The sequence below is a fragment of the Streptomyces sp. NPDC002676 genome, assembly GCF_053592455.1.
In genome coordinates, this window is sequence record NZ_JBSFVT010000025.1 from 59,033 (window position 1) to 81,678 (window position 22,646).

The 22,646-nt window shown below is 70.9% G+C and carries 18 protein-coding genes and 4 pseudogenes; 9 read left to right on the forward strand and 13 right to left on the reverse strand.

Going from position 1 to position 22,646, the window contains the following annotated elements; genetic code table 11:
- Positions 1-13: 13 nt before the first annotated feature.
- Both ACWD3E_RS38195 and ACWD3E_RS38200 read right to left on the reverse strand, forming a co-directional pair.
- A complete protein-coding gene (locus ACWD3E_RS38195; RefSeq protein ID WP_451392096.1) occupies positions 14-469 on the reverse strand; it encodes a pyridoxamine 5'-phosphate oxidase family protein in 456 nt (151 codons plus the stop codon).
- A gap of 78 nt (positions 470-547) precedes the next feature.
- Positions 548-3,095, reverse strand: a pseudogene (locus ACWD3E_RS38200) (putative PEP-binding protein).
- Between the two features lie 107 nt (positions 3,096-3,202).
- On the opposite strand from ACWD3E_RS38200, the pseudogene ACWD3E_RS38205 reads away from it, so the two are divergent.
- Positions 3,203-3,640 (forward strand): annotated as a pseudogene (locus ACWD3E_RS38205) (sensor histidine kinase); the annotation flags it as partial.
- A gap of 634 nt (positions 3,641-4,274) precedes the next feature.
- On the opposite strand, the gene ACWD3E_RS38210 reads toward ACWD3E_RS38205, so the two are convergent.
- Both ACWD3E_RS38210 and ACWD3E_RS38215 read right to left on the reverse strand, forming a co-directional pair.
- Positions 4,275-4,928, reverse strand: coding sequence for a CBS domain-containing protein (locus ACWD3E_RS38210; RefSeq protein WP_451392118.1), 654 nt, complete (start codon positions 4,926-4,928; stop codon positions 4,275-4,277).
- A 41-nt stretch (positions 4,929-4,969) separates the two neighbouring features.
- Positions 4,970-5,428 carry a cyclic nucleotide-binding domain-containing protein gene (locus tag ACWD3E_RS38215; protein ID WP_451392097.1) on the reverse strand — a complete coding sequence of 153 codons (459 nt, stop codon included), beginning with the start codon at positions 5,426-5,428 and terminating at the stop codon, positions 4,970-4,972.
- Positions 5,429-5,583: 155 nt separating this feature from the next.
- On the opposite strand from ACWD3E_RS38215, the gene ACWD3E_RS38220 reads away from it, so the two are divergent.
- The gene (locus ACWD3E_RS38220) at positions 5,584-6,099 is read left to right on the forward strand and encodes a hydrogenase maturation protease (RefSeq protein ID WP_451392098.1); all 516 of its coding nucleotides are present in this window, start codon (positions 5,584-5,586) and stop codon (positions 6,097-6,099) included.
- 404 nt (positions 6,100-6,503) lie between these two features.
- Here the strand turns inward: ACWD3E_RS38220 and ACWD3E_RS38225 are convergent, their stop codons facing one another.
- The 9 genes from ACWD3E_RS38225 to ACWD3E_RS38265 all read right to left on the reverse strand — a co-directional run bounded on the left by ACWD3E_RS38225 (position 6,504) and on the right by ACWD3E_RS38265 (position 16,673).
- Positions 6,504-6,863 (reverse strand): hypothetical protein, encoded by a 360-nt coding sequence (locus ACWD3E_RS38225; protein ID WP_451392099.1) that lies wholly within the window; start codon positions 6,861-6,863, stop codon positions 6,504-6,506.
- 49 nt (positions 6,864-6,912) lie between these two features.
- Positions 6,913-7,641, reverse strand: coding sequence for a CBS domain-containing protein (locus ACWD3E_RS38230; protein WP_451392100.1), 729 nt, complete (start codon positions 7,639-7,641; stop codon positions 6,913-6,915).
- Positions 7,642-7,670: 29 nt separating this feature from the next.
- Positions 7,671-10,358, reverse strand: a complete 2,688-nt coding sequence (locus ACWD3E_RS38235) for a bifunctional acetate--CoA ligase family protein/GNAT family N-acetyltransferase (protein WP_451392101.1) — start codon at positions 10,356-10,358, stop codon at positions 7,671-7,673.
- Positions 10,359-10,491: 133 nt separating this feature from the next.
- Positions 10,492-12,825, reverse strand: coding sequence for a heavy metal translocating P-type ATPase (locus ACWD3E_RS38240; protein WP_451392102.1), 2,334 nt, complete (start codon positions 12,823-12,825; stop codon positions 10,492-10,494).
- A gap of 321 nt (positions 12,826-13,146) precedes the next feature.
- A complete protein-coding gene (locus ACWD3E_RS38245; protein ID WP_451392103.1) occupies positions 13,147-13,398 on the reverse strand; it encodes a hypothetical protein in 252 nt (83 codons plus the stop codon).
- Positions 13,399-13,823: 425 nt separating this feature from the next.
- Positions 13,824-14,996 (reverse strand): sensor histidine kinase, encoded by a 1,173-nt coding sequence (locus tag ACWD3E_RS38250; RefSeq protein ID WP_451392104.1) that lies wholly within the window; start codon positions 14,994-14,996, stop codon positions 13,824-13,826.
- 174 nt (positions 14,997-15,170) lie between these two features.
- Entirely contained in the window at positions 15,171-15,467 is a 297-nt protein-coding gene (locus tag ACWD3E_RS38255; RefSeq protein WP_451392105.1) for a winged helix-turn-helix domain-containing protein, read from the reverse strand.
- 319 nt (positions 15,468-15,786) lie between these two features.
- Positions 15,787-16,365: a hypothetical protein gene (locus ACWD3E_RS38260; RefSeq protein ID WP_451392106.1), complete on the reverse strand. Its 579-nt coding sequence runs from the start codon at positions 16,363-16,365 to the stop codon at positions 15,787-15,789.
- Positions 16,366-16,412: 47 nt separating this feature from the next.
- Positions 16,413-16,673, reverse strand: a complete 261-nt coding sequence (locus ACWD3E_RS38265) for an SHOCT domain-containing protein (protein WP_451392107.1) — start codon at positions 16,671-16,673, stop codon at positions 16,413-16,415.
- Positions 16,674-17,056: 383 nt separating this feature from the next.
- Here ACWD3E_RS38265 and ACWD3E_RS38270 point away from each other — a divergent pair, with 383 nt between their 5' ends.
- From ACWD3E_RS38270 to ACWD3E_RS38300, 7 genes and pseudogenes are all read left to right on the forward strand, one after another.
- Complete coding sequence (locus ACWD3E_RS38270) at positions 17,057-17,665, forward strand: hypothetical protein (protein WP_451392108.1); 609 nt, start codon at positions 17,057-17,059, stop codon at positions 17,663-17,665.
- Positions 17,659-19,080: a hypothetical protein gene (locus ACWD3E_RS38275; RefSeq protein ID WP_451392109.1), complete on the forward strand. Its 1,422-nt coding sequence runs from the start codon at positions 17,659-17,661 to the stop codon at positions 19,078-19,080. The genes ACWD3E_RS38270 and ACWD3E_RS38275 overlap by 7 nt, the downstream gene beginning before the upstream one ends.
- Before the next feature lie 117 nt (positions 19,081-19,197).
- A pseudogene (locus tag ACWD3E_RS38280) lies at positions 19,198-19,416 on the forward strand (transposase); the annotation flags it as partial.
- Positions 19,417-19,454: 38 nt separating this feature from the next.
- Positions 19,455-19,595: a hypothetical protein gene (locus ACWD3E_RS38285; RefSeq protein WP_451392110.1), complete on the forward strand. Its 141-nt coding sequence runs from the start codon at positions 19,455-19,457 to the stop codon at positions 19,593-19,595.
- Positions 19,596-19,615: 20 nt separating this feature from the next.
- Complete coding sequence (locus tag ACWD3E_RS38290; RefSeq protein WP_451392111.1) at positions 19,616-20,971, forward strand: MFS transporter; 1,356 nt, start codon at positions 19,616-19,618, stop codon at positions 20,969-20,971.
- Positions 20,972-21,265: 294 nt separating this feature from the next.
- Positions 21,266-22,009 carry an HAD family hydrolase gene (locus ACWD3E_RS38295; protein WP_451392112.1) on the forward strand — a complete coding sequence of 248 codons (744 nt, stop codon included), beginning with the start codon at positions 21,266-21,268 and terminating at the stop codon, positions 22,007-22,009.
- Positions 22,006-22,646: pseudogene (locus tag ACWD3E_RS38300) on the forward strand (family 65 glycosyl hydrolase); the annotation flags it as partial. The gene ACWD3E_RS38295 and the pseudogene ACWD3E_RS38300, both read left to right, overlap by 4 nt.

Genomic DNA, 22,646 nt, shown 5'->3' on the forward strand with positions numbered 1-22,646 from the left:
GCAGTCGGTGAAATCAGCCGTCCGCCGGCCCGTCGGGCCTTGCGGCTAGGAGGACCCCTGTCACCAGGTCGGGATGGATACGAACCGCGTGGTCTATGCCCGGCTGGGCCGCCCACGGCTCCAACAACCCCCGGATGCGGGCCAGTTCGTCATCGTCGGTCACTACATGCGCGTAACCTGTGACCACCACGCTCCAGCCGAGACGCGTGTCCGGATCGATGGCGTCGGCCTCGTAGGCGACCACCACACCGGTGCCGGCGTCCTGCTGTGCTTGAGAGATCAGGGCCGCGCCCTCGTGGGTGCGGATGACGATGTCACCGCCGTCCAGGATGTGGTTGACCGGGCGGACGGTGGGCAAGGCCTGCCGGGTGAAGACGACTCTCCCCAGGGACACGCTGCTCAGCAGCCGCAGCGCCTCGGCACGGTCGAGCTCGATGCGGCGATGTGGCGGCTCGTTGTCACGGATCATGGCTGGCTTCTTTGAGGGTGCGTGGCTTCTTGCAGTGCCGTTCGGTCCTCGATCAAGGGCCCGTCGTCTTGGTGCCGTTCACCTGCTCTCACCGGTGTCGATCCCACCGAGTGCGGCCCGACCGGCCTCGAGACGGGCCACCGGGACCCTGAACGGCGAGCAGGAGACGTAGTCCAGACCGACGGTGTGGAAGAAGTGGATCGACTCCGGGTCCCCGCCGTGCTCGCCGCAGACGCCCGTCTCCAGGTCCGGCCGGGCGGCGCGGCCCTCCTCGACGGCGATCCGGACCAGTCGACCCACGCCGTCGCGGTCGAGCGTCTCGAACGGTGAGGAAGCGAAGACGCCCTTGTCGAGGTAGGCAGAGAAGAACGCCGCCTCGACGTCGTCGCGGGAGAAGCCCCAGGTGGTCTGCGTGAGGTCGTTGGTGCCGAAGGAGAAGAACTCCGCCTCCTCGGCGATCCGGCCCGCCGTGAGCGCGGCCCTGGGCAGCTCGATCATCGTGCCGACGGGGCAGCGGACCCGTACGCCGGTCTCCTCGCCGACATCGGCCAGCACCCGTGCCACCTCCTCGCGGGCGAGCCGCAGTTCCTCGACCGCCCCGACGAGCGGCACCATGATCTCCGCCTGGGGCGAACCCCCGGCGCGCGTCCGCTCGACCACCGCCTCGGCGACCGCCCGCACCTGCATGGCGACCAGCCCCGGCACGACCAGTCCGAGCCGCACGCCGCGCAGGCCGAGCATCGGGTTTTCCTCGTGCATCCGGTTCACCGCGTCGAGCAACTCCACGTCGTGCGCGTCTGCTTGGCCGCCCGCGGCTTCGGCAGCGCCGACGCGCACAGCCAGGCCGGTGCGGTCGGGCAGGAACTCGTGCAACGGTGGGTCGAGGAGCCGGATGGTGACGGGCAGGCCGTCCATCGCCTCGAGAATGCCCGTGAAGTCCTGTCGCTGGAGTGGAAGAAGGGCCGCCAGAGCCTTGTCGTGCTCGGCTTCCGTACGGGCGAGGATCATCTCCTCGACCAGCTTGCGCCGCTCGCCGAGGAACATGTGCTCGGTGCGGCAGAGCCCGATGCCCTGCGCCCCGAACCGTCGGGCCCGTGCCGCGTCCTCCGGCGTGTCGGCGTTGGCCCGGACCTCCAACCGCCTTACCACGTCGGCGTGTTCCAGGGCGCGGACCACCGCGGCGACCACGCTGTCGACCTGCTCACCGGACTCGAGATAACGCATCGTCGCCGAGGCGACGAGCGGGACCGCGCCCGCGTACACGGCACCGGTGGAGCCGTCCACCGAGATGACGCTGCCCTCCTCGACGACCGTGCCGTCCCGGGCGGTGAAGCGCCGCGCGTCGGTGTTGACAGCGATGTCCTGGGCACCGCACACACAGACTCGGCCCATCCCGCGGGCGACGACGGCCGCATGGCTGGTCTTTCCGCCCCGGCTGGTCAGCACCGCCTGCGCGGCGACCATGCCGGGCAGGTCGTCGGGCGTGGTCTCCTCGCGAACGAGCACCACCTTCTCGCCGGCTGTGGCCCGCCGTACGGCTTCCGCGCAGTCGAACACGGCCGCACCGGCTGCCGCGCCGGGTGAGGCGGGTACGCCGTGGGCAAGCGTCGTGCCGGCCTTGCCGGTGTCGAAGCGGGGGAACATCAGCGTGCTCGATGGTGAACTCGATGTCGCACAGGTCGCGATAGTGCCGCTCCAGCGTCTGTGCGTGGTTGCGGAGCTGCCCGTAGGAGCTCGGATCCAGCCGCTCGAGCTCGGTGAGGGGCACGGTGTTGCGGATGCCGGCGACGACGTCCTCACCCTGCGCGTTCGGCAGGTAGTCGCCATACAGTCCAGGGCGGCCCGTGGCCGGGTCGCGGGTGAAGGCGACGCCACTGCCGGAGTCGGGGCCGAGGTTGCCGAACACCATGCGCTGCACGGTGACCGCGGTTCCCAGGTCGTCGGGGATGTGCTCACGCCGTCGGTAGAGACGGGCGCGTTCGGCGTTCCAGGACCGGAACACAGCCATGATCGCCCGCTGCAATTGCAGGGCCGGGGACTGTGGGAAGTCACGGCCGGTCTCGTCGCGGATCAGCCGTTTGTACATGCCCACCAGCCAGGCGAGGTCGGAGGCGTCGAGATGGAGGTCGTCGGGGGCCTCGCGGGTCTTCTTCATCAGGGTCATGGCCTCGTCGAACAGGGCCGGGTCGACGCCCATGACCGTGCTGCCGTACATCTGGACGAGCCGACGGTAGGAGTCCCAGGCGAAGCGCTCGTTGCCTGAGGCCTTGGCGAGGCCGAGCACGGAGGCGTCGTTCAGGCCGATGTCGAGGACCGTCTCCATCATGCCGGGCATGGAGAAGCGGGCCCCGGAGCGGACGGACAGCAACAGCGGACCGTCCGGCTGCCCCAGCCGCCGCCCGGTGATGGTCTCCAGCGCCGACAGGTGCTGGGAGACCTCCGCCGACAGACCCTCTGGCTCCTCGCCGGTGGCGAGGAAGGAGCGGCAGGCCTCGGTGGTGATGGTGAACCCCGGCGGCACCGGAAGGCCCAGCCGGGTCATTTCGGCGAGGTTGGCGCCTTTGCCGCCGAGCAGGTCGGCCAGGTCACGGTCACCGTCCCGAAAGTCGTACACGTAACGGACCATGGCGGCACTCCTCGGCTGTGCGGTCTGCATACGGTTCCAGCGTCGGCCGGGACCGGCCCCGTCGGGGAGGTGCCCACGGTCCCCCCGACGGGGCCGATCGGCCCTGTGACCAGATCGCCCGGGACCTGCACGACCTGGCGATCCAGCGGCTGTTCGCCACCGGGATGACTCTGCAGAGCGCGGGCCGGTTCATCGAACACCCTGAGGCTTCCGAGCGCGTGCTGCGGGCCGTGGACGACCTGGACGAGACCATCAAGATCATCAGGTCGGCGATCTTCGGCCTTCGGACCTGCCAGGACGCCACCGGCACCGGGCTGCGGGCCAGGGTCGTCAGCGTGGTCGGCGACGCCGCGCCGGTTCTGGGCTTCACGCCCGGCGTGCGCATGGAGAGCCTGCTCGACACCGATGTCCCGCGTGAGGTCGCCGACCATGTCGTGGCCGTGCTCTCCGAGGCCCTGACCAACATCGCCCGGCACGCCCACGCCGGCCGGGCCCAGGTAGTCCTGACGACCGACGGCCGCGAGGTACGCCTGAGGGTCTCGGACACGTCCCGCTGCCCGCGAAGTAGGCGTTCTCCCGGCGGGGTGGGGGGCCGTCGGGGGTAGCCTGTCGGGCCCACTCGGCCTATGACTCGGACGGCCCGAGGCCGCAGGCTGAAGGTGTCCGATGGCGGCAGCCGAGCCCTTGGAGGACACTGAACGGCACTCCGACCGTCGTGAACGACGTGATGACCCACCTGCTCGTCGCCCTGCGCACCGGCGCGGCCTACAAGGACATTGGCGGGTGTGGGCCGCCGTGCGCTGGACGTACGCGGACGGCTCGGTGCGCACCGGCCGGGTGAAGGCCTTCCCGGGCGCTCCGGCGGGCACTCGGGTCACCGTGTGGACGGACCGAACGGACCGGGTGGTGTCCGCACCCGTCACTGGTGCCGCGGCGACGCTGCAGGCCCTCATGACCGGCGCCCTCGTAGCCCCACCGGCGTCGCTGCTGTCTGGGCCGTCGGATGGGTGGTCCGCGCTCGGCTCATCCGGCGGCGCATGGCCGAATGGGACGCGGAGTGGAAGCAGATCGGACCTCAGTGGGGGAACCTGAGCGGAGGCAGAGGTTGAACACCGAGCGGTGCGGCCGTCGGCTCGTCGCCGACGGCCGCCTACGTGGTGTCTGGCGCGCCCTGCAGTCTCACTCCTCGCCGACCGCGGTGAGCCGGCAGTCCACGCCCACCACGCCCTCGACGCCCCGCACCAGGCGGGTGGCGAGCGGGATCCGGGCGGCGTCCTGGACCCGCCCGGTCAGCGTTGCGACACCGTCGACAACCATGATGTGCACGGGCTCGACCGGGGCCGGGAACAGTACGTCGAGCACGTTACGCCGGATCTCGTCGGCGAGGTCGTTGTCGGGGCGCAGGAACACCTTCAGCAGATCCCCACGGCTGACGACGCCTTCGAGGAGGCCTTCGGCGTTTACCACGGGCAGCCGCTTGACGTGCCGCAGCGCCATGATGCGCGCGGCCTCGGTGAGCGTGGCGTCGGCGTGGACGGTGACGGCCGGGGTACTCATCAGCTCCTCCGCGGTCACCGCCCCGGCCTTGGTCAGGTCGGACAGCCGGCGTCGCTGGGTGAACCGGTCCGGATCGCTGTCCCGGAACTCCTCCTTGGGCAGCAGATCGGCCTCGGACACGAGTCCGATCACACGGCCGTCGCCCTCCAGCACGGGAAGGGCGCTGACCTGCCACTGCTCCATGCGCTCGACGATGTCCTTGAACAGAGCCTTGCGGCCCACCGCCACGACGGCGCGCGTCATCACGTCACTCACCCGGTGCGGACTGCCGGGCATGCTCTCCTCCTCGGAACGCCGGCCAGGCCCGGAGACGGCGGTCATGTCAGGCCTCCGCTGCCGTAGGGGGCGTAGAGGTCGAGCAGCCGGATCCGGGAGGCGTGCAGCCGCTGGGCGACCACGCGCCCGACCCAGACGGCGATCGCCCGGCCGAATTCGGCGTCCTCGGCGCACATCGTCCGGACCGCTTCGGCGTCGAACTCCCAGGCCCGCAACGGGCTCATCGCCTCGGCGCCCAGGTGCCAGAAGTACGGCGGGAAGTGCCAGGACCAGCCGACCAGTTCGCCGTGCCCCAGCGACTCGATGACGGCGGGACGGCGGCCGGGCACGTGCAGGTCGAGGGCGACCGTGCCGGTACGCACGATCCAGAAGCGGTCGGCGCGCCGACCCTCCTCGAACAGGCGGCTCCCGGCCTCGAAGGAGACCTCGCGGGCGAGGCGCATCAGCCGTTCGCGGTGCTCGGCGGGGAGCGCCGCGGTAATGGTGGTGGCGGAGGTCATCGCACCGGCTCCCTTCGTGGTTCCTGATCCCAGCGTGCGCGCGTCACCGGCCATTCACCACGGGCCGCGCGGGCCCGCCCGGGGACCTTCGGCCCATGGGCACCCCATCCGTCGCACCGCAGGCTGGAGGCGCACGCAGTGGAGGGAGACACACCATGCGCACCTCTACGCGAATCGCGATCATCGCGGTGGGCGACCCGTCACGGCATGACGACGGCATTGGCCGGGCGGTGCTGTCCCGCCTGCGTGAACGGGCGGTGGAGAGGCCCTTCCCTCCCGGTACCGTCCTGGCGGAGTGCGACCTCGATCCGGGGCGGCTGATCCAGCTGTGGGACCACACGGACCTGACCGTCGTACTCGAAGCAGCGCACACCCGGTCAAGTCACCCCGGCCGCATCCACCGCCTCGCGCTGGACACCCGACGACTGGCCCGGCCCGACGAGCTCCGCCCGCGTGGACTCGGCGAGGCCCTGGAGGTGGCGTGGGAGCTGGACCGGCTGCCCGGCCGCCTGGTCGCGTACGCCGTCGAGATCAGCGACGCCTCACTCGGACCGGGACTTTCCCCGTCCGTCGCCGCCGCGGTCGACACCCTCGTCGGACGCGTCGAGGACGAGATCGTCCGGCACCGGGTCGCCGCGGCACGCGGAACCACCGACCCGGCCACGGCATGACAGAACGGGAAGGGCCATCCGCTTCTCGTGGATCCGGATTGCGCGGTGCGCGGCTGCGGGCCGCTTCCCCGCGTCTCCAACGGGTCCTTCCCGCCAGCACCATCACACAACGGGAACCGCCGGGCCACCAGTGCCGATCGGCCCCAATATGGCGACGTGAACGAGGAGTCCGGGAACATGACGAGCGAGATTCCCGGTCCCTCGGACCGGCCGCCCGCCCGGACCCGGCCAGCCCTGCTCAACTTCCTCGGCGCGTAGGCACAGTCACCGACAGCGAGTTCCTGGTCGAGGGCGACCACGCCCGCATCCTCTTCGACTGCGGCCTCTTCCGAGGCCTCGCCGACCTGCGCCGGCACAACTGGCGCGTTCTGCCCCGCGAAGAGGGCAAGCGGGCCCGTGCCGGTTCAGGAGCCGCCCTCTGATCCCGTCGCCGTCTTCGAGTAGGCGTCGTGCCAGGCGGCCTTCGCCCCGGAATCGCCGATCCGGTAGACGTCCACCACCGCCCCCACCGCAACAGCCAACGAGAGCACGCCCACGACGATCCGTACGGGCAGGGCGGACCAGCGCCCGCTGCCGCCCTGTCCAGGCTCCGCCGGAGCGCGCCGCCCCGTCCACCACACGACCGCCGCCAGCACGAACAGGCCCAAGGCCCACCGCAGCAGGCCGTTGCCCAGCTCGGTGTGCCGACGCACCAGGGCGCCGAGTGCGAGCAGTGGCAGCAGCAGACCCAGCCGCCGGGCGGCGCGCGGCCACGGCGCGGCCACAGTCGCCTCTCAGTCGATCAAGCCGAGGGGCGGCGTGTGCTTCAGCCCCTCACCGTCGGTCCAACCAGCCGTCGGCCACGCCGCGCTCGGCCGGTCCGGCAGGCTGCGCGTGCCTGTCGTCGAAGCGGTAGGTGAGGTGGTCCACGACGTCGACGACACCATCCAGTCGGCGCGTCAGGCCGACCGCGAGGGCAGCGTCGCTGCGACGCTCCAGCTGTCCGGTGAGCGTGACCACACCGTCGTACACGGCGACTTCGGCGATGTGCGGGCTGAGCCAGAGTGCGTCGGCGAACACCTCGCGCTGCACGGCCTGCCGGATCTCCTCGTCGGAGCGCAGGAAGACCTGGAGCAGGTCGCGGCGGGTGACGATGCCGACCAGCCGGTCCTCTTCGTCGACCACCGGCAGCCGTTCGATGCCGTGTCGCGCCATCAGCCGGGCGGCCTCCGGCAGGGCCGCCTCCGCGGGGACGGTCACGGCCGGCGCCGACATCACCCCGCCGGCTGTGCGTGCCCGGCTACGGGCGGCGCTCCCGTGGACACAGTGGCTCAGCCTGCGCACCCAGGCGCCCAGACGGCCGCCGGACTCCGATGGACGTGCCTGGCGCTGCATCAGGTCGGTCTCGGAGATGACCCCGATGACCTTGTCGTCCTCGTCGATCACCGGCAGCCCGCTGATGCGGTGCTCACGGAGGAGACGTACGACCTCCTTGAACGGGGTGCCGTAGAGGGCCGTGACGACGTCGTCGGTCATGACGGCGCCGACCTTGGTGGGTTTCATGGCTGACCTCCCTCGGTGGAAGGGACCCGTCAGCGCAGGCGGCGCAGATACGGATCGTGGGGATGGCGCGGCACGAGCCGGACGCGGGCGTCGAGCGTGGTGACGCCGTGCGGCCCGGCCAGCACGGGGTTGAGGTCGGCTTCCGCCAGCTCGGGCAGGTCGGAGGCCATCCGGGACAGCCGGTGCAGCAGCTGTTCCAGGCCGCCGAGGTCGGCCGCGGGGCTGCCGGCATAGCCGAACAGCAGCGGGGAGCACCGTGGGGATGTGAGCAGGTCGTGCACGTCGAGGTCGGTGAGCGGGGCGAGCCGGGCCGCGTGGTCGGCGAGCAGTTCGGTCGCGGTGCCGCCGAGGCCGAACACCACGAGGGGCCCGAAGACCTCGTCCTGGACGACTCCGGCGAACAGTTCGGTGCCGCGTTCGGCGAGCGGCTGGACGACCACTCCGGCCATCCGGTCGCCGAACCGGGTGACCAGATCACGGTGGGCGGCCCTGACCTGGGAGGCGTTCTGAAGATCGAGGTGGAGGGCGTGCTGCTCGCTCTTGTGCAGCAGACCCGGCCAGTACGCCTTCATGACGACCCGTCCGTCCGGTCCGGCGAGCCGGTCGGCCGCGGCGACCGCCTCGTCCTCGTCCCGGGCCCATGCCCAGGGGATCTGCGGGATGCCGTAGCAGCCGAGGAGCGCGGCTGTCGCCTGCGGATCCAGCCAGCCTCCCTCCGGATTCCCGTCCAGGAAGGCGCCGGTCAGGCCCTTTGCGCGCCCGGTCTCCACTGTCGGCAACTCCGGTACCGTACCCGGCAGTCGGACCAGCCAGTCGGCGCGGGCTGTTGCGTGGGCCAGGGCACGGGCGGCGTCCTCGGCGTCGGAATACGCGGGCACGCTGCCCCCGCCGGCGGTCGGAAGCAGCTCGACACGCGCCGCCTGCGCGGGCAGCACCCCGACGACCGTGCGGGCGAGTGGGCCAGGGGCCGAGGTCAGAGCGCGCACCAGGTCCTCGCCAGTGGCCGCCGCGACCGCCGTGGGGACAAGGCTCACCAGAACTGCGTCGACTGCGCGGTGCCGGGCCAGAAGGCCGATGCACGCCCTCAGTTGCTCCTCGTCGACGGCCGCGGTGACGTCCACGGGGTTGGCTGCGGTGGCGCCCTCGGGCAGCAGGGCGAGGAGTTCCTCCACCAGGTCGGCAGCGAGCCGCGGGACGACGAGCCCGGCATCGACGCACGCGTCGGCGGCCAGGACGCCCGCCCCGCCCGCGTTGCTGACGACGGCGATCCTCGTACCGTGAGGCAGCGGCTGGGCGTGCAAGAGGGCGGCGGTGTCGAGGAGTTCACCGATGGTGCGGGTGGCGGTGATGCCGGCCTGGATGAACAGGGCCTGCCGGGTCATGGTCGGGGTGGCTGCCGCCGCGGTGTGCGAAGCGGCGGCTCGCCGTCCGGCCTCGGACCGGCCTGCGTCCACGGTCAGTACGGGCATCATGCGAGCCACGCGGCGGGCGGTGCGGGAGAAGGCGCGGGGATTTCCGAAGGACTCCAGGTGCAGCAGTGCCAGGTCGGTGTGGCCGTCGCTCTCCCACCACTGGAGCATGTCGTTGCCGCTGACGTCGTACTTGTCGCCGAGCGAGACGAAGGTCGACACCCCGATGCCGAGCCGGGCCAGTCCGTCCAGCAGCGCGATGCCGACGCCGCCGGACTGCACGGCGACCCCGGCGGTGCCGGGCCCGGGGTGCCGGGCGGCGAAGGTGGCGTCCAGGTGGACATCGTCCTCGGTGTCGGCCAGGCCCAGGCAGTTCGGGCCGACGAGCCGCATGCCGTGACGTCGGCACGCGTCCATCAGAGCGCCGCTCTGCTGCATGTCCAGGCCTGCGGACACCACGAGCAGGGCGCGTACGCCGGCTCGCCCGCAGTCCTCGGCCACCTCGGCAACGGCCGCCGCGGGTACGGCGATCACGGCCAGGTCCGGCACCTGTGGCAGGTCGGCGACGGTCCGGCAGGCGTGCACTCCGGCGATCGTGGCGGCCTCAGGATGCACGGCGAACAGCCGCCCGGTGTACGAACCGTTGTGGATGTTACGCAGGATCGCGCGCCCGACGGACCCCGGTTTGCGGCCCGCGCCGATCACCGCGACGGTGCCGGGGCGCAGCAAGGGCCGCAGGCTTGCGATGTCGGCCAGCCGGCCGCGGGACTCCACGGCGCTCAAGTAGGTCTCGTCCTCGGTGAGTTCGACCGTGCAGTGCACCTCGGGTCCGTCGAAGTGGCGCGTGACGCGCAGCCCCAGGTCGTGGAAGACCTTCAGTACGTCGTGGTTCTCGGCCAGGGCGTCGGCGCTGAACGCGGTGACGCCCGCCGTACGCGCGGCGTCGGCGAGGTGTTCCAGCAGGAGGGTGGCCACACCGCGGTGGTGCCAGCCGTCGGCCACGGCCACCGAGATCTCCGCCGTGCTGCCGCCCGGCAGGACCTCGTACTCGGCCAGCCCCACGAGCCGCCCAGCGCACTCGGCGGCCAGCGCACGGTATCCGAGGTGATCGCCCCTGGCCACCCGCTCGGCGGCCTGCCGCGCGGAGGCCGGGTTGAGGGAGAAGAACCTGAGCCGCAGGTTCTGCGGCGACATCTCTTCGTACAGCCGCTGCACCTCCTCACCATCCGCCGGACCCGCCTGCCGTATACGCACGGTGCTTCCGTCGGTCAGCAGGGCATGTACCGGGACGTCCTGGATGCCGGTCATCACGAACTCTCCCTCCGGGCGATTCCGCCTTCAGCGTCCGGCGGCGGGTCCCGGCAGCACAGGGGCTGACCGGGCACCGCGCGGGCCGAATGGCCCTCCCAGGCAGTGCACCAGCAGTAAGCCCGGAAGGATCTCACTGGGCCAGCGAGAAGTAGCTCTCCTCCTCCTGCGTGAAGTGCAGGCGGAGGACGGTGTGCAGCCCGTACAGGCAGGAGCGCAGGTCGTCGAGCTGGCCGGGGGACAGACCGCCCTCGGCGTGAGCCAGCCGCAGGTGGGTGGCGATGCGACGGGAGAGGCGTTCGATCTCCGTGTGGGCCCGGCTCATGGTGGCCGTAGCCTCCGGGCCGCCCAGGGTGGGCGCGAGGGCGGGGTAGAGCTGGTGCTCCTCGGCGTACTCGTGGGGCAGCAGCCGTTCGGTCAGCAGCCGGTGTGTCTCCTCGACGGCCGCCAGGGCCTTGGGGCCGCAGGTGTCGGAGAGGCGGTCGGCGGCGTCGCGTACGGCTTCGAGGACATCCTGGAGATCGTCGTGTTCAGCCGCGAAGCGGTGGATGAGGGCTTCCGCGGCGGGAGAGAGGGCCGGTCGCGCGGTCTGGTCGACCCGCAGGGCGCGCAGGGCATTGAGTATGACCGCGACGTCGATGCCCTCCTGGAGCAGGGCACCGGCGGCAGGCGGGAGCAGGCCGGCTGCGGCTGCGGCCATGGCGGCCAGCGACATCAGCATGCCGCCGAGGGCGCTCTGGACAGCGATGCGCCGGGCACGTTGGGCAATGGCGACCGCGTCGGCGAGGCGGTCGACGCGGTCGGTGGTCAGGACGATATCGGCGGCTTCGGAGGAGGCGGTGGAGCCCCGGGCGCCCATGGCGACGCCGATGTCGGCGGCGGCGAGGGCGGGGGCGTCGTTGACGCCGTCGCCGACCATCACGGTGACCGCGTGCTCGCGTTCGGCGTGTACGGCGGCGACCTTGTCGGCCGGGCCGAGTTCGGCGCGTACGTCGTCCAGGCCGAGGACGGCGGCGACTTCGTGGGCTGGTGTGGATCGATCGCCGGTGAGCATCAGCAGCCGTTCGATGCCTGCCGCGCGCAGGTGACGCAGAGTGCGCGGGGCATCGGACCGCAGCGGGTCGCGCAGGAGCACTGCTCCGGCCAGGTGCCCGTCGACGGTGAGCCAGGCGACGGCCGCGCCGTCGAGGAGGGCGCGGTTGTCGACCGCCTTGGTCCAGGGCGGCCGGTTGTCGGTGGGGTCGACACGGCCGATGGAGACCTGGTGCGCGTCCACGGTACCGGTGGCGCCCCGGCCGGGCTCCTCGATGACGTCGGAGGGGACCGACAGCTTCAGCTTGCGTTCGCGGGCGGTGTCGACGATGGCCTGGGCCAGGACGTGGGGTGAGTACTGGTCGAGTGAGGCCGCGAGGCGGACGACTTCTGTGGGCGTGAAGTCGGGGGCGGCGGTCACGTCGAGGACGCGAGGGCGTCCTCGGGTGAGGGTGCCGGTCTTGTCGAGCAGGAGGGTGCGGGCGCGGCCGAGGTTCTCCAGTGCGCCGCCGTCGCGGATGACGACGCCAAGGCGGGAGGCGCGGGAGAGGCCGGAGACGATGGCGACCGGGGCGGCCAGCAGCAGCGGGCAGGGGGTGGCGACCACCAGGACGGCGACCGCGCGTACGGCGGAGCCGCTGATCAGCCAGGCCAGTCCGGCCACCGCGAGGGACAGCGGCAGGAACCAGGCCGCGTACCGGTCGGCCAGCCGCACGACGGGTGCGGACTCGGCCCCGGCCTGCTGGGCAAGGCGCACGATCCCGGCGTACGTGCTGTCCTGCGCTGTTGCGGTGGCGCGCAACTCGAAGGCGCCGCCGGCGTTCACCACGCCGCTGCGCACCATTTCGTCTCGGGCCCGTTCAATCTGGAGGGGCTCACCGGTGAGCACCGACTCGTCGAGGACGGCGGCGGGGCTCTCCACGTGGCCGTCGACCGGGACCACCTCGCCGGGGCCGACGACGAGCAGGTCACCGACTGCGACCTCGGCCAGTGGCACCGTGGTCACTCCGGCGTCGGTGTGGCGGCGCGCCAAGTGGGGTGCGTGCTCCAACAGGGCACGCAGGTCGCGGGAGGCCCGCCGCTGGGCGGCTGCCTCCAGGGTGCGGCCGGTGGCGAGCATCAGTGCGATCAGGGCACCGGCCAGGTATTCGCGGACGGCCAGGGTGCCGCCGAGCGCGAGTACGGCGATGAGATCCACCCCTGCGTGTGCGCGCCGCAGGGCGGTCAGGACCCACCCAACCGCCGGAACGATGGCGGACAGGGTGCCCAGGCCCCAGAACAGGTCGGCGAGGCCAACTTCACCGACCAGCCAGGCGATGCCGCCTGCGGTCAGGGCCGACGCGGTGACGGCCAGGAGGACGGGTTCGAGCCGTAGGGACACGACCGCCGCGGTCGGGCGGCGCAGCCGTGCTGCGAGGGTGGGACGGTGGTTCATGGCGTGCCTCGGTCCGTCCGGCGCGGCGACCCTTCGGTTTGGTCCCCCTCCATCACATCGCGCCGCCCGTTGCTGGCGGCAGGGGACGTCCGGCCCTACTTCAGGGCCGGACAGGCGGTGCGCGCTGCTGGTCATGCCGGGCCGTCGTCGGTGTGCAGGGCCAGGAGAGGGCAGGCGGCGACGGCGCGGCGGGCGTGGGGTCGCAGTCCGTCGGGCCGCTTGCGGCGGTTGCCCAGATTGCTGGTCAGGGTGCCGTCGTCGGCCCGAGGAGTACCTGTCGGCCATACCCATAGCCAACAGCGGCAGCGTCAGCCTGGCCGACTACGCGGGCGACACCGAGTAGGCGTGCGGAAGGCTGTGCACTCGCAGCCGTACGGGATCGAGGTGAGGCTGGGCGGGCCCTAGAGGGTCGTTCAGGACGCGGAGCCCGCGTTCCTGATCGGCGCTCAGGTGCTCCTCGGCGAGCAGATCACCGGTGTGGCCGGCGAGCTGGTCCAGCAGGAACAGCGTGCACAGCTTCTCCAGCAGGTTCCGGGCACGAACGGGCCGCACCCTCGCCGTCGTTCTCGTCATCCTCTCCCGCGATGGTGGAAGCGGACGCCGCTTGGTCTTGGACGGGCGGGCCCGTCGGCGCGGGCGCTGCTGAACTGCCCGGGACCAGGTGGGTGTAGACGCTGCCGAGGGCCGCCGCACCGGTCACGGCGGCGACGGCGATCCACCGGGTGAGTCGGCGGGCACGACGCAGGCCGAGATCGCGTCGTTGTGGGGAACGTTCGGGGGAGAGGGTCTGGTCGAAGTCATCGGGCGAGGGTGTCATGGCAGCGGCTCCTGGTGAATCGGCGACCCGGATCGGCTGCGTGCACTTTCAGGCTGTGCCCCGGGCACTCAGGAACTCGCTCACGTCTTCTTCAGAACTGGTAAAGATCTCGGGATGTCGCACAACTCGCCGTCGTCCACCCGGCGGTCCGTTCCCGTGCGCCCTTCAACGGCTCGATCACTTACGCGAGTTCGCGATTCAGCCACAGCGGCAGATCTCGTACGACGGTCAGCCCGCCGCCCGGGGTGTCCTCCAGCCGCGCCGTACCGCCGTTGGCGGTGACCAGCCGGTGGACGATCGCCAGCCCCAGGCCGGTGCCCGTGGCCTCCGGGTTGCCGAACCGGCGGAACGCGACCGCCTTCGCCTCGGCACTCACCCCGGGACCGTCGTCCCGCACCCGCACCCGCACCCGGCCCGATCCTCCCAGCGCCCGCTGGTCGAGCGTCACCCGACCGCCCTCGGGCACGGCTTCGACAGCGTTGGCGATCAGGTTGTCGAGGATCTGCTCCAGGTGGCCCGCTCCCAGGGCCGCGGTCAGGGCGGGCCCGTCGGATGCGGTCAGCCGTACACCGCGTTCCTCGGCCACCGGCGACCAGGCGGCCACCCGCCCGGCCACCACCTCGTCGACCCGGACGGCGGTCGGCCGGGGCGTCGCCTGCTCGGCACGCGCCACCGCCAGCAGCCCGTCGACCAGCCGCGACAGCCGGGCGATCTCCTCCTGCGCGGTGGCCAGCTCCTCGGCAGTGTCGCCTTCGGCCCCGGCGGCGAGGACGTCGAGCCGAAGCCGCAGCGCGGCCAGCGGAGTGCGCAGCTGGTGGGACACGTCCGCGATCACGGCCCGGTGACCATGCAGCAGGGCCTCCGTGCGGGCCGCCATGGTGTTGAAGGTGGAGGCCAGACGGCGTACCTCCGGCGGTCCGCCGCCGACCTCGGCCCGCTCGTCGAGGGTGCCCTCACCCAGTCGGCGGGCAGTGGCGTCGAGGGTCGACAGGGGGCGGCTCACCCAGTGGGCGAGGTGGATGGACAGCAGCACGGAGGCGGCGAGCCCCGCCGCGCCGATCCCTGCGGACCAGCCCCAGATCGTGGCGACACGGGCGTCGAGCGGGGCTGCGGAACGAGCCAGGACGACCGCGCCAGAGGGTTGGCGGACCTCACCGGCCGGCTCCGCGGTCAGCAGGCGACCCTCGTTCTCCGGCGGCTCCGGTTCGTGCCCGGCCAGGATCAGCTTCACCAGTTCCTGCGCCTCCTCGCCCTGAGCCGCGGTACAGGGGGTACTGGCCACCAGGCGTGCGAAGGCGTCGTACACCGCGGCGCAGTCCCCTGCCCGGGCGGCGGCATCCAGTTCTTGGTGCATGGTGGTGGTCGGAGAGGTGCTCCTCGGCCGCCGCGGCGATCACGCGGGTGGCGGCCCGCTGGCTGTCGCGGAAGGCGACGCGTTCGCGGGCCGTCAGCGACGCCGCAAGTGGTACCACCGCCAGCACCAGGAGCACGGAAGTCAGGACCAGGAGCGTCCACGTGATCCGCCGGGTCACGACTGCTCCCCGGCCGCCCCGAGCCGGAAGCCGTGCTCGTAGACGGTCTCGATCGGGCCCGGCACGCCGAGCTTGCGGCGCAGCGCTGCGATGTGCACGTCAAGCACCTTGGTGGGGCCGTACCAGCGGGCGTCCCAGGCGCGTTCGAGGATCTGCTGGCGGCTCATCACCCGGCCGGGGTCGGCGGCCAGGCACTCCAGGATGCCGAACTCCTTCGGCGTCAGCGCCACCACGCGGCCGTCGACCGAGACCTGACGCGTGCGCAGGTCGAGCGCCGGCGGCCCGTGCCGCACGATCTCCGGTTCCGCCGGGCGCCGACAGCGCCGCCCGCCCGGTCCGGACGCCCTCGACCGAGTAGCCGGCCTGCCGCAAACCTCGCACCAAGGACTCCGCGATGCCGCGGTCGTCCTCCACGACCAGCACCCGCGTGTCTTCTTCCGTGCCCATGGCCAGGGGGTTCATGCCAGCCACCCACCTCCCGAACGATGCGATCAACTGCTCGTCGCTTCCAACCTGCGGCTCTGCCCTTCCGGACAGCCGGGGCCGTTCGTCCCTCGTCTGCGCCGACGGCATCCGCGGGCGTTTCCAGTTCGGCGGAGGTGCTGCCTTGTCTCATGTGTTGTCAGGCTGCTCTCGTATCTGGAGGAAACGACCATGCCAGGTGTGGTACCAGACCGCGCCCGTCTGTGAGTTGACTGAGAGCATCCCCGTGATGTGGCCGTCGCGCAGGGTGTGCAGGGTGTAGTACCCGGGGAAGGCTTCAGGCTCAGCGGCGTGCAGCCCGGGACGGTACTCGCGCAGCCACTGGTCGGCGATCCGCACGGCCCGGTCCGGGCCCATAGCGGGGGCACCGTCGTTCTGGGAGCGGGCGGGCATCATGCCGTAGGAGGTGTTCCACATCATCGCCGGCCCGAACTCCAAGTGGACGGTGCCGGAGCCCGGGTCGATGAGGATCTCCGTGGCCCCCTTGCCGCCACGGTCGAGAAGTTCGGCGTAATAGCCGTTGCCGAACGGCATGACTTCGCCGACGCGCAGGTCCCATCGATCGGCGAAGCGCCCGGCCGCGCCCTCGGCTTCGGCCAGATTGTGGACTGGTCCATCGCGGGAGAGAGCACCCGTCATGGCCCGGGAGCCGGGCCGTCCGAAGTCGCTGCCCGCCACCCACACGACCGATGCAATGAGTGCAGCCACCGCGGCGATCAGAACGGCGAGTGGCAGCCAGCGGCCGCGCAGTCGGTTCACCGGGGCCTCGGCCGGTGGGCGGCCAGATGCTTGCGTGCCTCGTTGTAGGCGTCGGCATCGATCTCGCCGGAGGCGAAGCGGCGGTCGAGGATCTCCTCCGGCGTCTCTCTGGGGGCCCACCCGTGCTCCGTGCCTCCGCCGCGATCGGCGGGGCGCCGGGTGAGGTGGACCACCGCCCACACCATGAGCCCGATCAGCACAATCCACAGCAGCGGCATGAAGGCCATCCAGACCCAGCCGCCGTCCCAGTACATCACCGCAGCTCACCTCCCCAGGAGGCTTCCTGCTCCTCATTGTCCGTGCGCCCTCGGACCGGTGCCAGGGCCGTTCGGCCCCGCCGCAGAACCGAGAGGTGAAGGGACGGGCGAGCGTGTCGGTGCGGCACCACGGCTCCTCGAGCCCCTCGACGCTTGTAGCAGTCCCCTTTCTCACCCTGGTCGAGCGCTGCCATTGCCCGTTCAGTGTTTGTGTGGACGTGCAGATGGGCGAGGTCACCGGAGGCGACGAGGTGGCTGCAGGCACCGGGGTAGGGCTGGAGGTCGCGCACGAACGACAAAAGGCTCGCGTAGGAGCTGAGCTGCCATGCTTACTGGACGTCGCGCTCTGTATCGCGGTTAGTACGTAAAGATACCCTTGCGCCGTGCCGGGTGAAGAAGAGCACGTGAAGGGCGCCGAAGCGGTGCAGCGGGTCAAGCGGTGGCTTGAAGGCACCATGCGGGTCTCGCAGTCGTACACCAACACCGATGGCGCGTGGGCGCGGAAGCTCACCCTCCGCTGGCCGTACGGGAATGAGAAGCCCTTCTCGTACGACCTCGGCGGGATGATGCGTGGCGGTGAGTGGGACGGCCAGATGTTCTGCGCCGAAGTGAAGTGGCGGAGGAACGCGAGCGACCAGGGCACCGCGTACAAGAGCTTCCTGGCCAAGTGCTATGTGGCGTTGACCCAGGAGTACATGCTGGGAGACCACTTCATGTGGATCAGTTGGGCGCCCTTTCGGGCCAATGACTGGGATCAGCTCACTGGTCCGCAACTGATCCGCGAGGCCGTGCTTGCGGAGTCGCTGCGGGTCTTCGGCATTGAAGATCCGCAAGCGGCAGCTGAGTCGATCAAGGACGAGCTCGTCGAGGACTTGTCCCAGAGGCTCTGGCTGGTCGTGATGTCTGAGAAGCAGGAGAAGCTGGTGCCGCTGGACGACTGGCGCGGAGTCGTCGCCAACTTCTACAACAGCCAGGGGAGGTCGTCATGGTGACGCCGGTGGCGCCGGAGATCAGCACTGCGCTCGACCATCCCGATCCGCGCCAGGCCGTCGAACGAGTCAAGGATGTAGTCCAAAGGCGCCTTCAGGACGTCTATCCCACCGCCCGGATCGTGCGAACGGACTTCTTCAACCACACTTACGTTCCCGACCTCCTGATGACGTGGACCTCGGGCGCCCGCAGGGCCGAGCGCCGCGTTTACCTCCGGGCGTCCTCTGATCCAGTCCTCCTGGCATCGGATGTCCAGCTCTTCGAGCGTGAGCAGCAGCCTCTGGTCGTACCTCTTGCCCACGTCGCCTCAGGGCCTTCACGGGCTCGCTTGGAGACCGTCGCCGAAGAGCGTCACACCCTGGTGCTCGATCCTTCAGGTCTTGGAGCGCTGCCTGCCCGCACCCCCACTCGGACCGCGACCTCTCTGGCATCCGACGCGATCGTCGAGGGGGGCCGCGGGATCATGGGAGAGCGCCAGGTGGAGCGATTCCTGCACGCGGTCGGTTCGGGGGTGGATGCGGCCCGGGAGGGCAGGGTCGATCCCACACGCTTGGCCCTTTCGGAGGTGTCCCGGCGCACGGTGCCCGACGTGTCTCGCCGTATGTATACGTTGATGGCGGCCATGTGGCAGGGCAGCGGGCGCTCGCTGTCCGAGTTCCCGGCCGACGTGCCGCACCAGTCGTCCCTCGATGAGACCGCCCTGAGTCTGCTGCTCTCCTCTCCCGAGATCACCGATGAGGCTTTCTGGCGCCGCATCCAACCACTCGTCGATGCCAAGACGCTGTTGCGGACTGAAATCACGGACACGCCCAACCTTCAGCGACTGATGCGCAGCGCAGTGCAGGCGTGGAAGGGGCATGTGTGCATGGTGGTCGAGCGAGAGGGTGTGGGCGCTACCGGGCTGTGGCGCTGGCTGATTGACCACGGGCATCTTGGCCTGCGCGGCCCCGGCTTCGTGGCGTTCCTGGCCGCCAGTAGGAAAGATCTAGACACTCCGGACGAGTACGAGGCGCCCCTTCTGGCCGAGGTGCGGGACCGAGCCGGCCGGTTCGCCATTCCCTTGACCTCGATACGGATGCTGATGACCAACCGCAGCGTCGGCTACGACGCTCCGGGCGAGGATGTCACGCATGACCCACAACTCGACGGGATCAGTGCTGCGTTGGGACAGGAGGAGGGGGTAGTCGAGGCTCAGGCGCTCACACCCACCAGGATCCCTCTGCGGTGCAATTTCGTCAGCCGCACCGCCAGCCCGCCGGGGGCAAGGGCCCTCGTCCCGTACGTCGAGCTGCTGGGAACGACTCTCCGTCTGTTCCTCGACCTGGACGACGACGATGCTCGACTGCTCGAGAACCTGCTCGACTCGGGTGAGCCAGCTCCAGCGCGCTGGGAGCAGGCGGACCTCTTCGAGGGCTGAGCAGATCGTGTTCGGAACGTGAGTACCGTCCAAACCCCTGTCTTGGTCGGCGCGAAAAGGTGACACAGGCGTTTGCAGTTCATTTCGTTTGGTGTGATCTTGCGGCATGCTGTTCGCGTGTCGAGCGAGTTGGTCGAGCGGATGGTGCCGGACGGGTTGTGGGAGCTGTTTCAGCGGGTGGTGCCGCCGGCTCCGGTGCGACCGCAGGGTGGCGGTCGCAGACGGCACGGCGACCGGTAGGTCCTGGCGGCAATCGTGTTCGTCGCCACGGCAGGCTGTATGCGGAACCAGCTTCCGCCCGGCTTTGGCCCGTCGGGCGTGACCGCGTTTCGCCGAGTGGTCGCAGGGTCCTGATCAACTACACCTCGACCGCTATGAACGTGGCGCTGTCGGCGATCTCGCTGCACGCGCTAGTGGTCGCCGTGTGTCTGATCACCGGAAGCAAGCTCGGCGCACGCCACGGCTACCCGCGGACTTTCGTCCTCGGAGGCGAGGTCTTCGCCCTGGCACACTGATCACGGCCCTCGGCCCGACCTTGCCGTTCATGCTGGCCGGCTGGTCCGTGCTGCAGGGGGTCGGCGTGGCGCTGATGCTTCCGGCGGTGGTGGCCATGCTCACCGAGGCCTTCACCGGGACCACCCGGACCAAGGTCCTGTCCACACTCGGTATGACCGCGGGAATCGGGGCGGCGGTCGGCCCTGTGGTCGGTGGTCTGATCACCAACTACCTTAGTTGGAGGCTGTCGTTCCTCCTGGAAGCCGTCATCACGCTGGCCGTGGTGCTGCTCATGCGGCGGACGACCGATACCCGGCGACGCCCCCGTGCCCGGCCCGGACAGCGTTTCGACGTCCTCGGGGCGCTGCTGTCGGCCACCGGATTCGGGCTGCTCGTCGTCGCGACCCTGCTGGCGGGGCGGTACGGCCTGCTCAGGGACCGGCAGGACTTCGAGGTCTTCGGCACCACCCTGCTCCGCCGTGGCCAGGTGTCACCCGTACCCCTGCTCGCCGGCACCGGACTGGTCGTCCTGGCCCTGTTCGCAGGATGGGAGCGGCACCTGATCAGGCGCGGCAGAGACCCGCTGGTGCGGCTGTCGGGGCTGCGCAACCGCACGATCCGGGCCGGGACCCTGACCCTGGTGATGCAGATTCTGGTCCCCAACGGCATGCTCCTCCTGGTACCGGTCTTCCTGCAGACGACCGTGGGCTTCGACGCGCTGCGCAGCGGGATCACACTGATCGCGGTCCCGGTGGGGCTGACGGTGGCGGCCCCCACGGCCGCCGGACTCATCGGAGGCGGGCGGATGACCCACCGCACGGCCCAGATGGGGGCGTTCCTCTGCATGGCCGCCGGGTGCGTCATGATCGCCGTGATGTTCGACCCGCGTCAGCGGCACGCATCGGCAACCGGCCTGGCGCTCGGACCGGGGCTCCTCCTCATCGGGCTCGGCCGCGGCCTGGCCACGACGATTACCGACCTCATCCAATCAGCGCCCCCGCCGGAGCAGGTGAGCGACGTGACGGGACTGTCCCGGACCGCCGGTTATCTCGGAAGTTCCTTGGGCGTGGCGCTCGCCGGCGCGTTCCTGGCCACCGCCCTGCTCCTGGCGTTCGAGGCAGGGGCGGATGCCAGCGGCGTCCTGTCCTCCGGCCAGAAGCAACTCGTCAAGCAGACACTCAGCCATCAGGTGCAGATCACCGCCGCAACCGACGACGCCGTGCGTACGAAGGCGGCGTCACGGGGCGTCGGGGGCACGGCCGTTGACGAACTCGTACGGATCAACGCCCGGGCTCGCGGGCAGGCGCTGACCGTGGCGGCCCCGCCATGGGCGCGCTGGCCCTCATCGGATCCGCGCTCGCACTGCGCATTTCCCGCGCTGGCCCGCGTTGCGTAGCGCGGTGAGGTATGAGGACAACCCGGCCGTGGAAGCCCGGCGCGCAGACCAGTTCGGGCGAGGACGGGGGTGAGGGCGCAGGCTCCGGTGGCAGGCTGCCACAGTGCGCCGACGCCACGTGCGGGAGAGACGTACTGCGCGGGTCCGGCAGAACCCTCCGCCGTGCCGACGGCGTGGGCAACCCCCGAAGGACTTTTGGGGCTGACCGCTCAGCCTCGACCGAGCGGGTGCCTTCGTGCGTGACGGACGGTGTCCTGTCACGTCCGCCGGCAGGTGCCTTCTAACCTCGGCCGCATGTTGGGGCTTCCTGCGAACGTCCGTGCCTGCCTGTTCGACTTGGACGGGGTGCTCACCCAGACCGCGAAGGTGCACGCGGCCGCCTGGAAGGAGATGTTCGACGGGTATCTCCGCGAGCGCGCGACGCGTGAGGGGGCCGCGTTCGTGCCGTTCGACGCGGTCGGCGACTACGACGAGTACGTGGACGGGCGGCCCCGTGAGGACGGCGTGCGCACGTTCCTCGCCGCACGCGGGGTGCACTTGCCCGAGGGATCGCCGCAGGACCCGCCGGAGGCGGAGACGGTGAACGGCCTGGGTAACCGGAAGAACGCACTGGTGCTGCGGCGGATCCGCGAGGAGGGGGTGGAACCCTACGACGGCTCGGTCCGGTACGTGCACGCGGCGCGGGCGGCAGGTCTGCGCTGCGCGGTGGTGTCGTCGAGCGCGAACACCCGGGACGTCCTGCGAGCGGCCGGCATCGAGGACCTGTTCGACGAGCGGATCGACGGAGTGGTCACGCACGAGCGCGGGCTGCGGGGCAAGCCCGCCCCGGACACCTATCTGGAGGCGGCCCGAGGACTCGGAACGGATCCGGGGGAAGCCGCGGTGTTCGAAGACGCCCTCGCCGGCGTCGAGGCCGGGCGGGCGGGACGGTTCGGTGTGGTCGTGGGCGTCGACCGGGTGGGTCAGGCGGAGCAACTGCGGTCCCATGGCGCGGATGTGGTGGTCAGTGACCTGGCCGACCTGCTGGAGGAGCAGTGATCACCCATCCGAGCTTCACGGTCGAGCCGTGGTGTCTGCGCGAGACCGAGCTGAACCTGGATGTGCTCGCGCAGAGCGAATCGGTCTTCGCCCTCTCCAACGGGCACGTCGGGTGGCGCGGCAATCTCGAGGAGGGAGAGCCGCACGGACTGCCCGGCGCCTATCTCAACGGCGTCTACGAACGGCATCCGCTGCCCTACGCCGAAGCGGGCTACGGATATCCCGAGTCCGGCCAGACGATGATCAACATCACCGACGGCAAGATCATCCGGCTGCTGGTCGACGACCACCCATACGATCTGCGCTACGGTCGGCTGGTCGCGCACGAGCGGGTCCTGGACTTCCGCTCGGGCATTCTCAGCCGCACCGCACGGTGGACGTCACCCGGCGGCCGTACGGTGCGGATCTCCTTGTGGCGGCTCGTCTCCTTCACCCAGCGAGCCGTGGCCGCGGTGGTGTACGAGGTGGAGCCGGTCGGCGGACCGGCCACGGTGGCCGTGCAGTCCGAGCTCGTCGCCAACGCGCAGCTGCCGCGCTTCCAGGGCGATCCGCGCGTGGCCGCGGCGATCGAGTCACCGCTGATGGCCGAGGAGAGCTTCGCGCAGGACACCCGACTGCGGCTGGTGCACCGCACCGA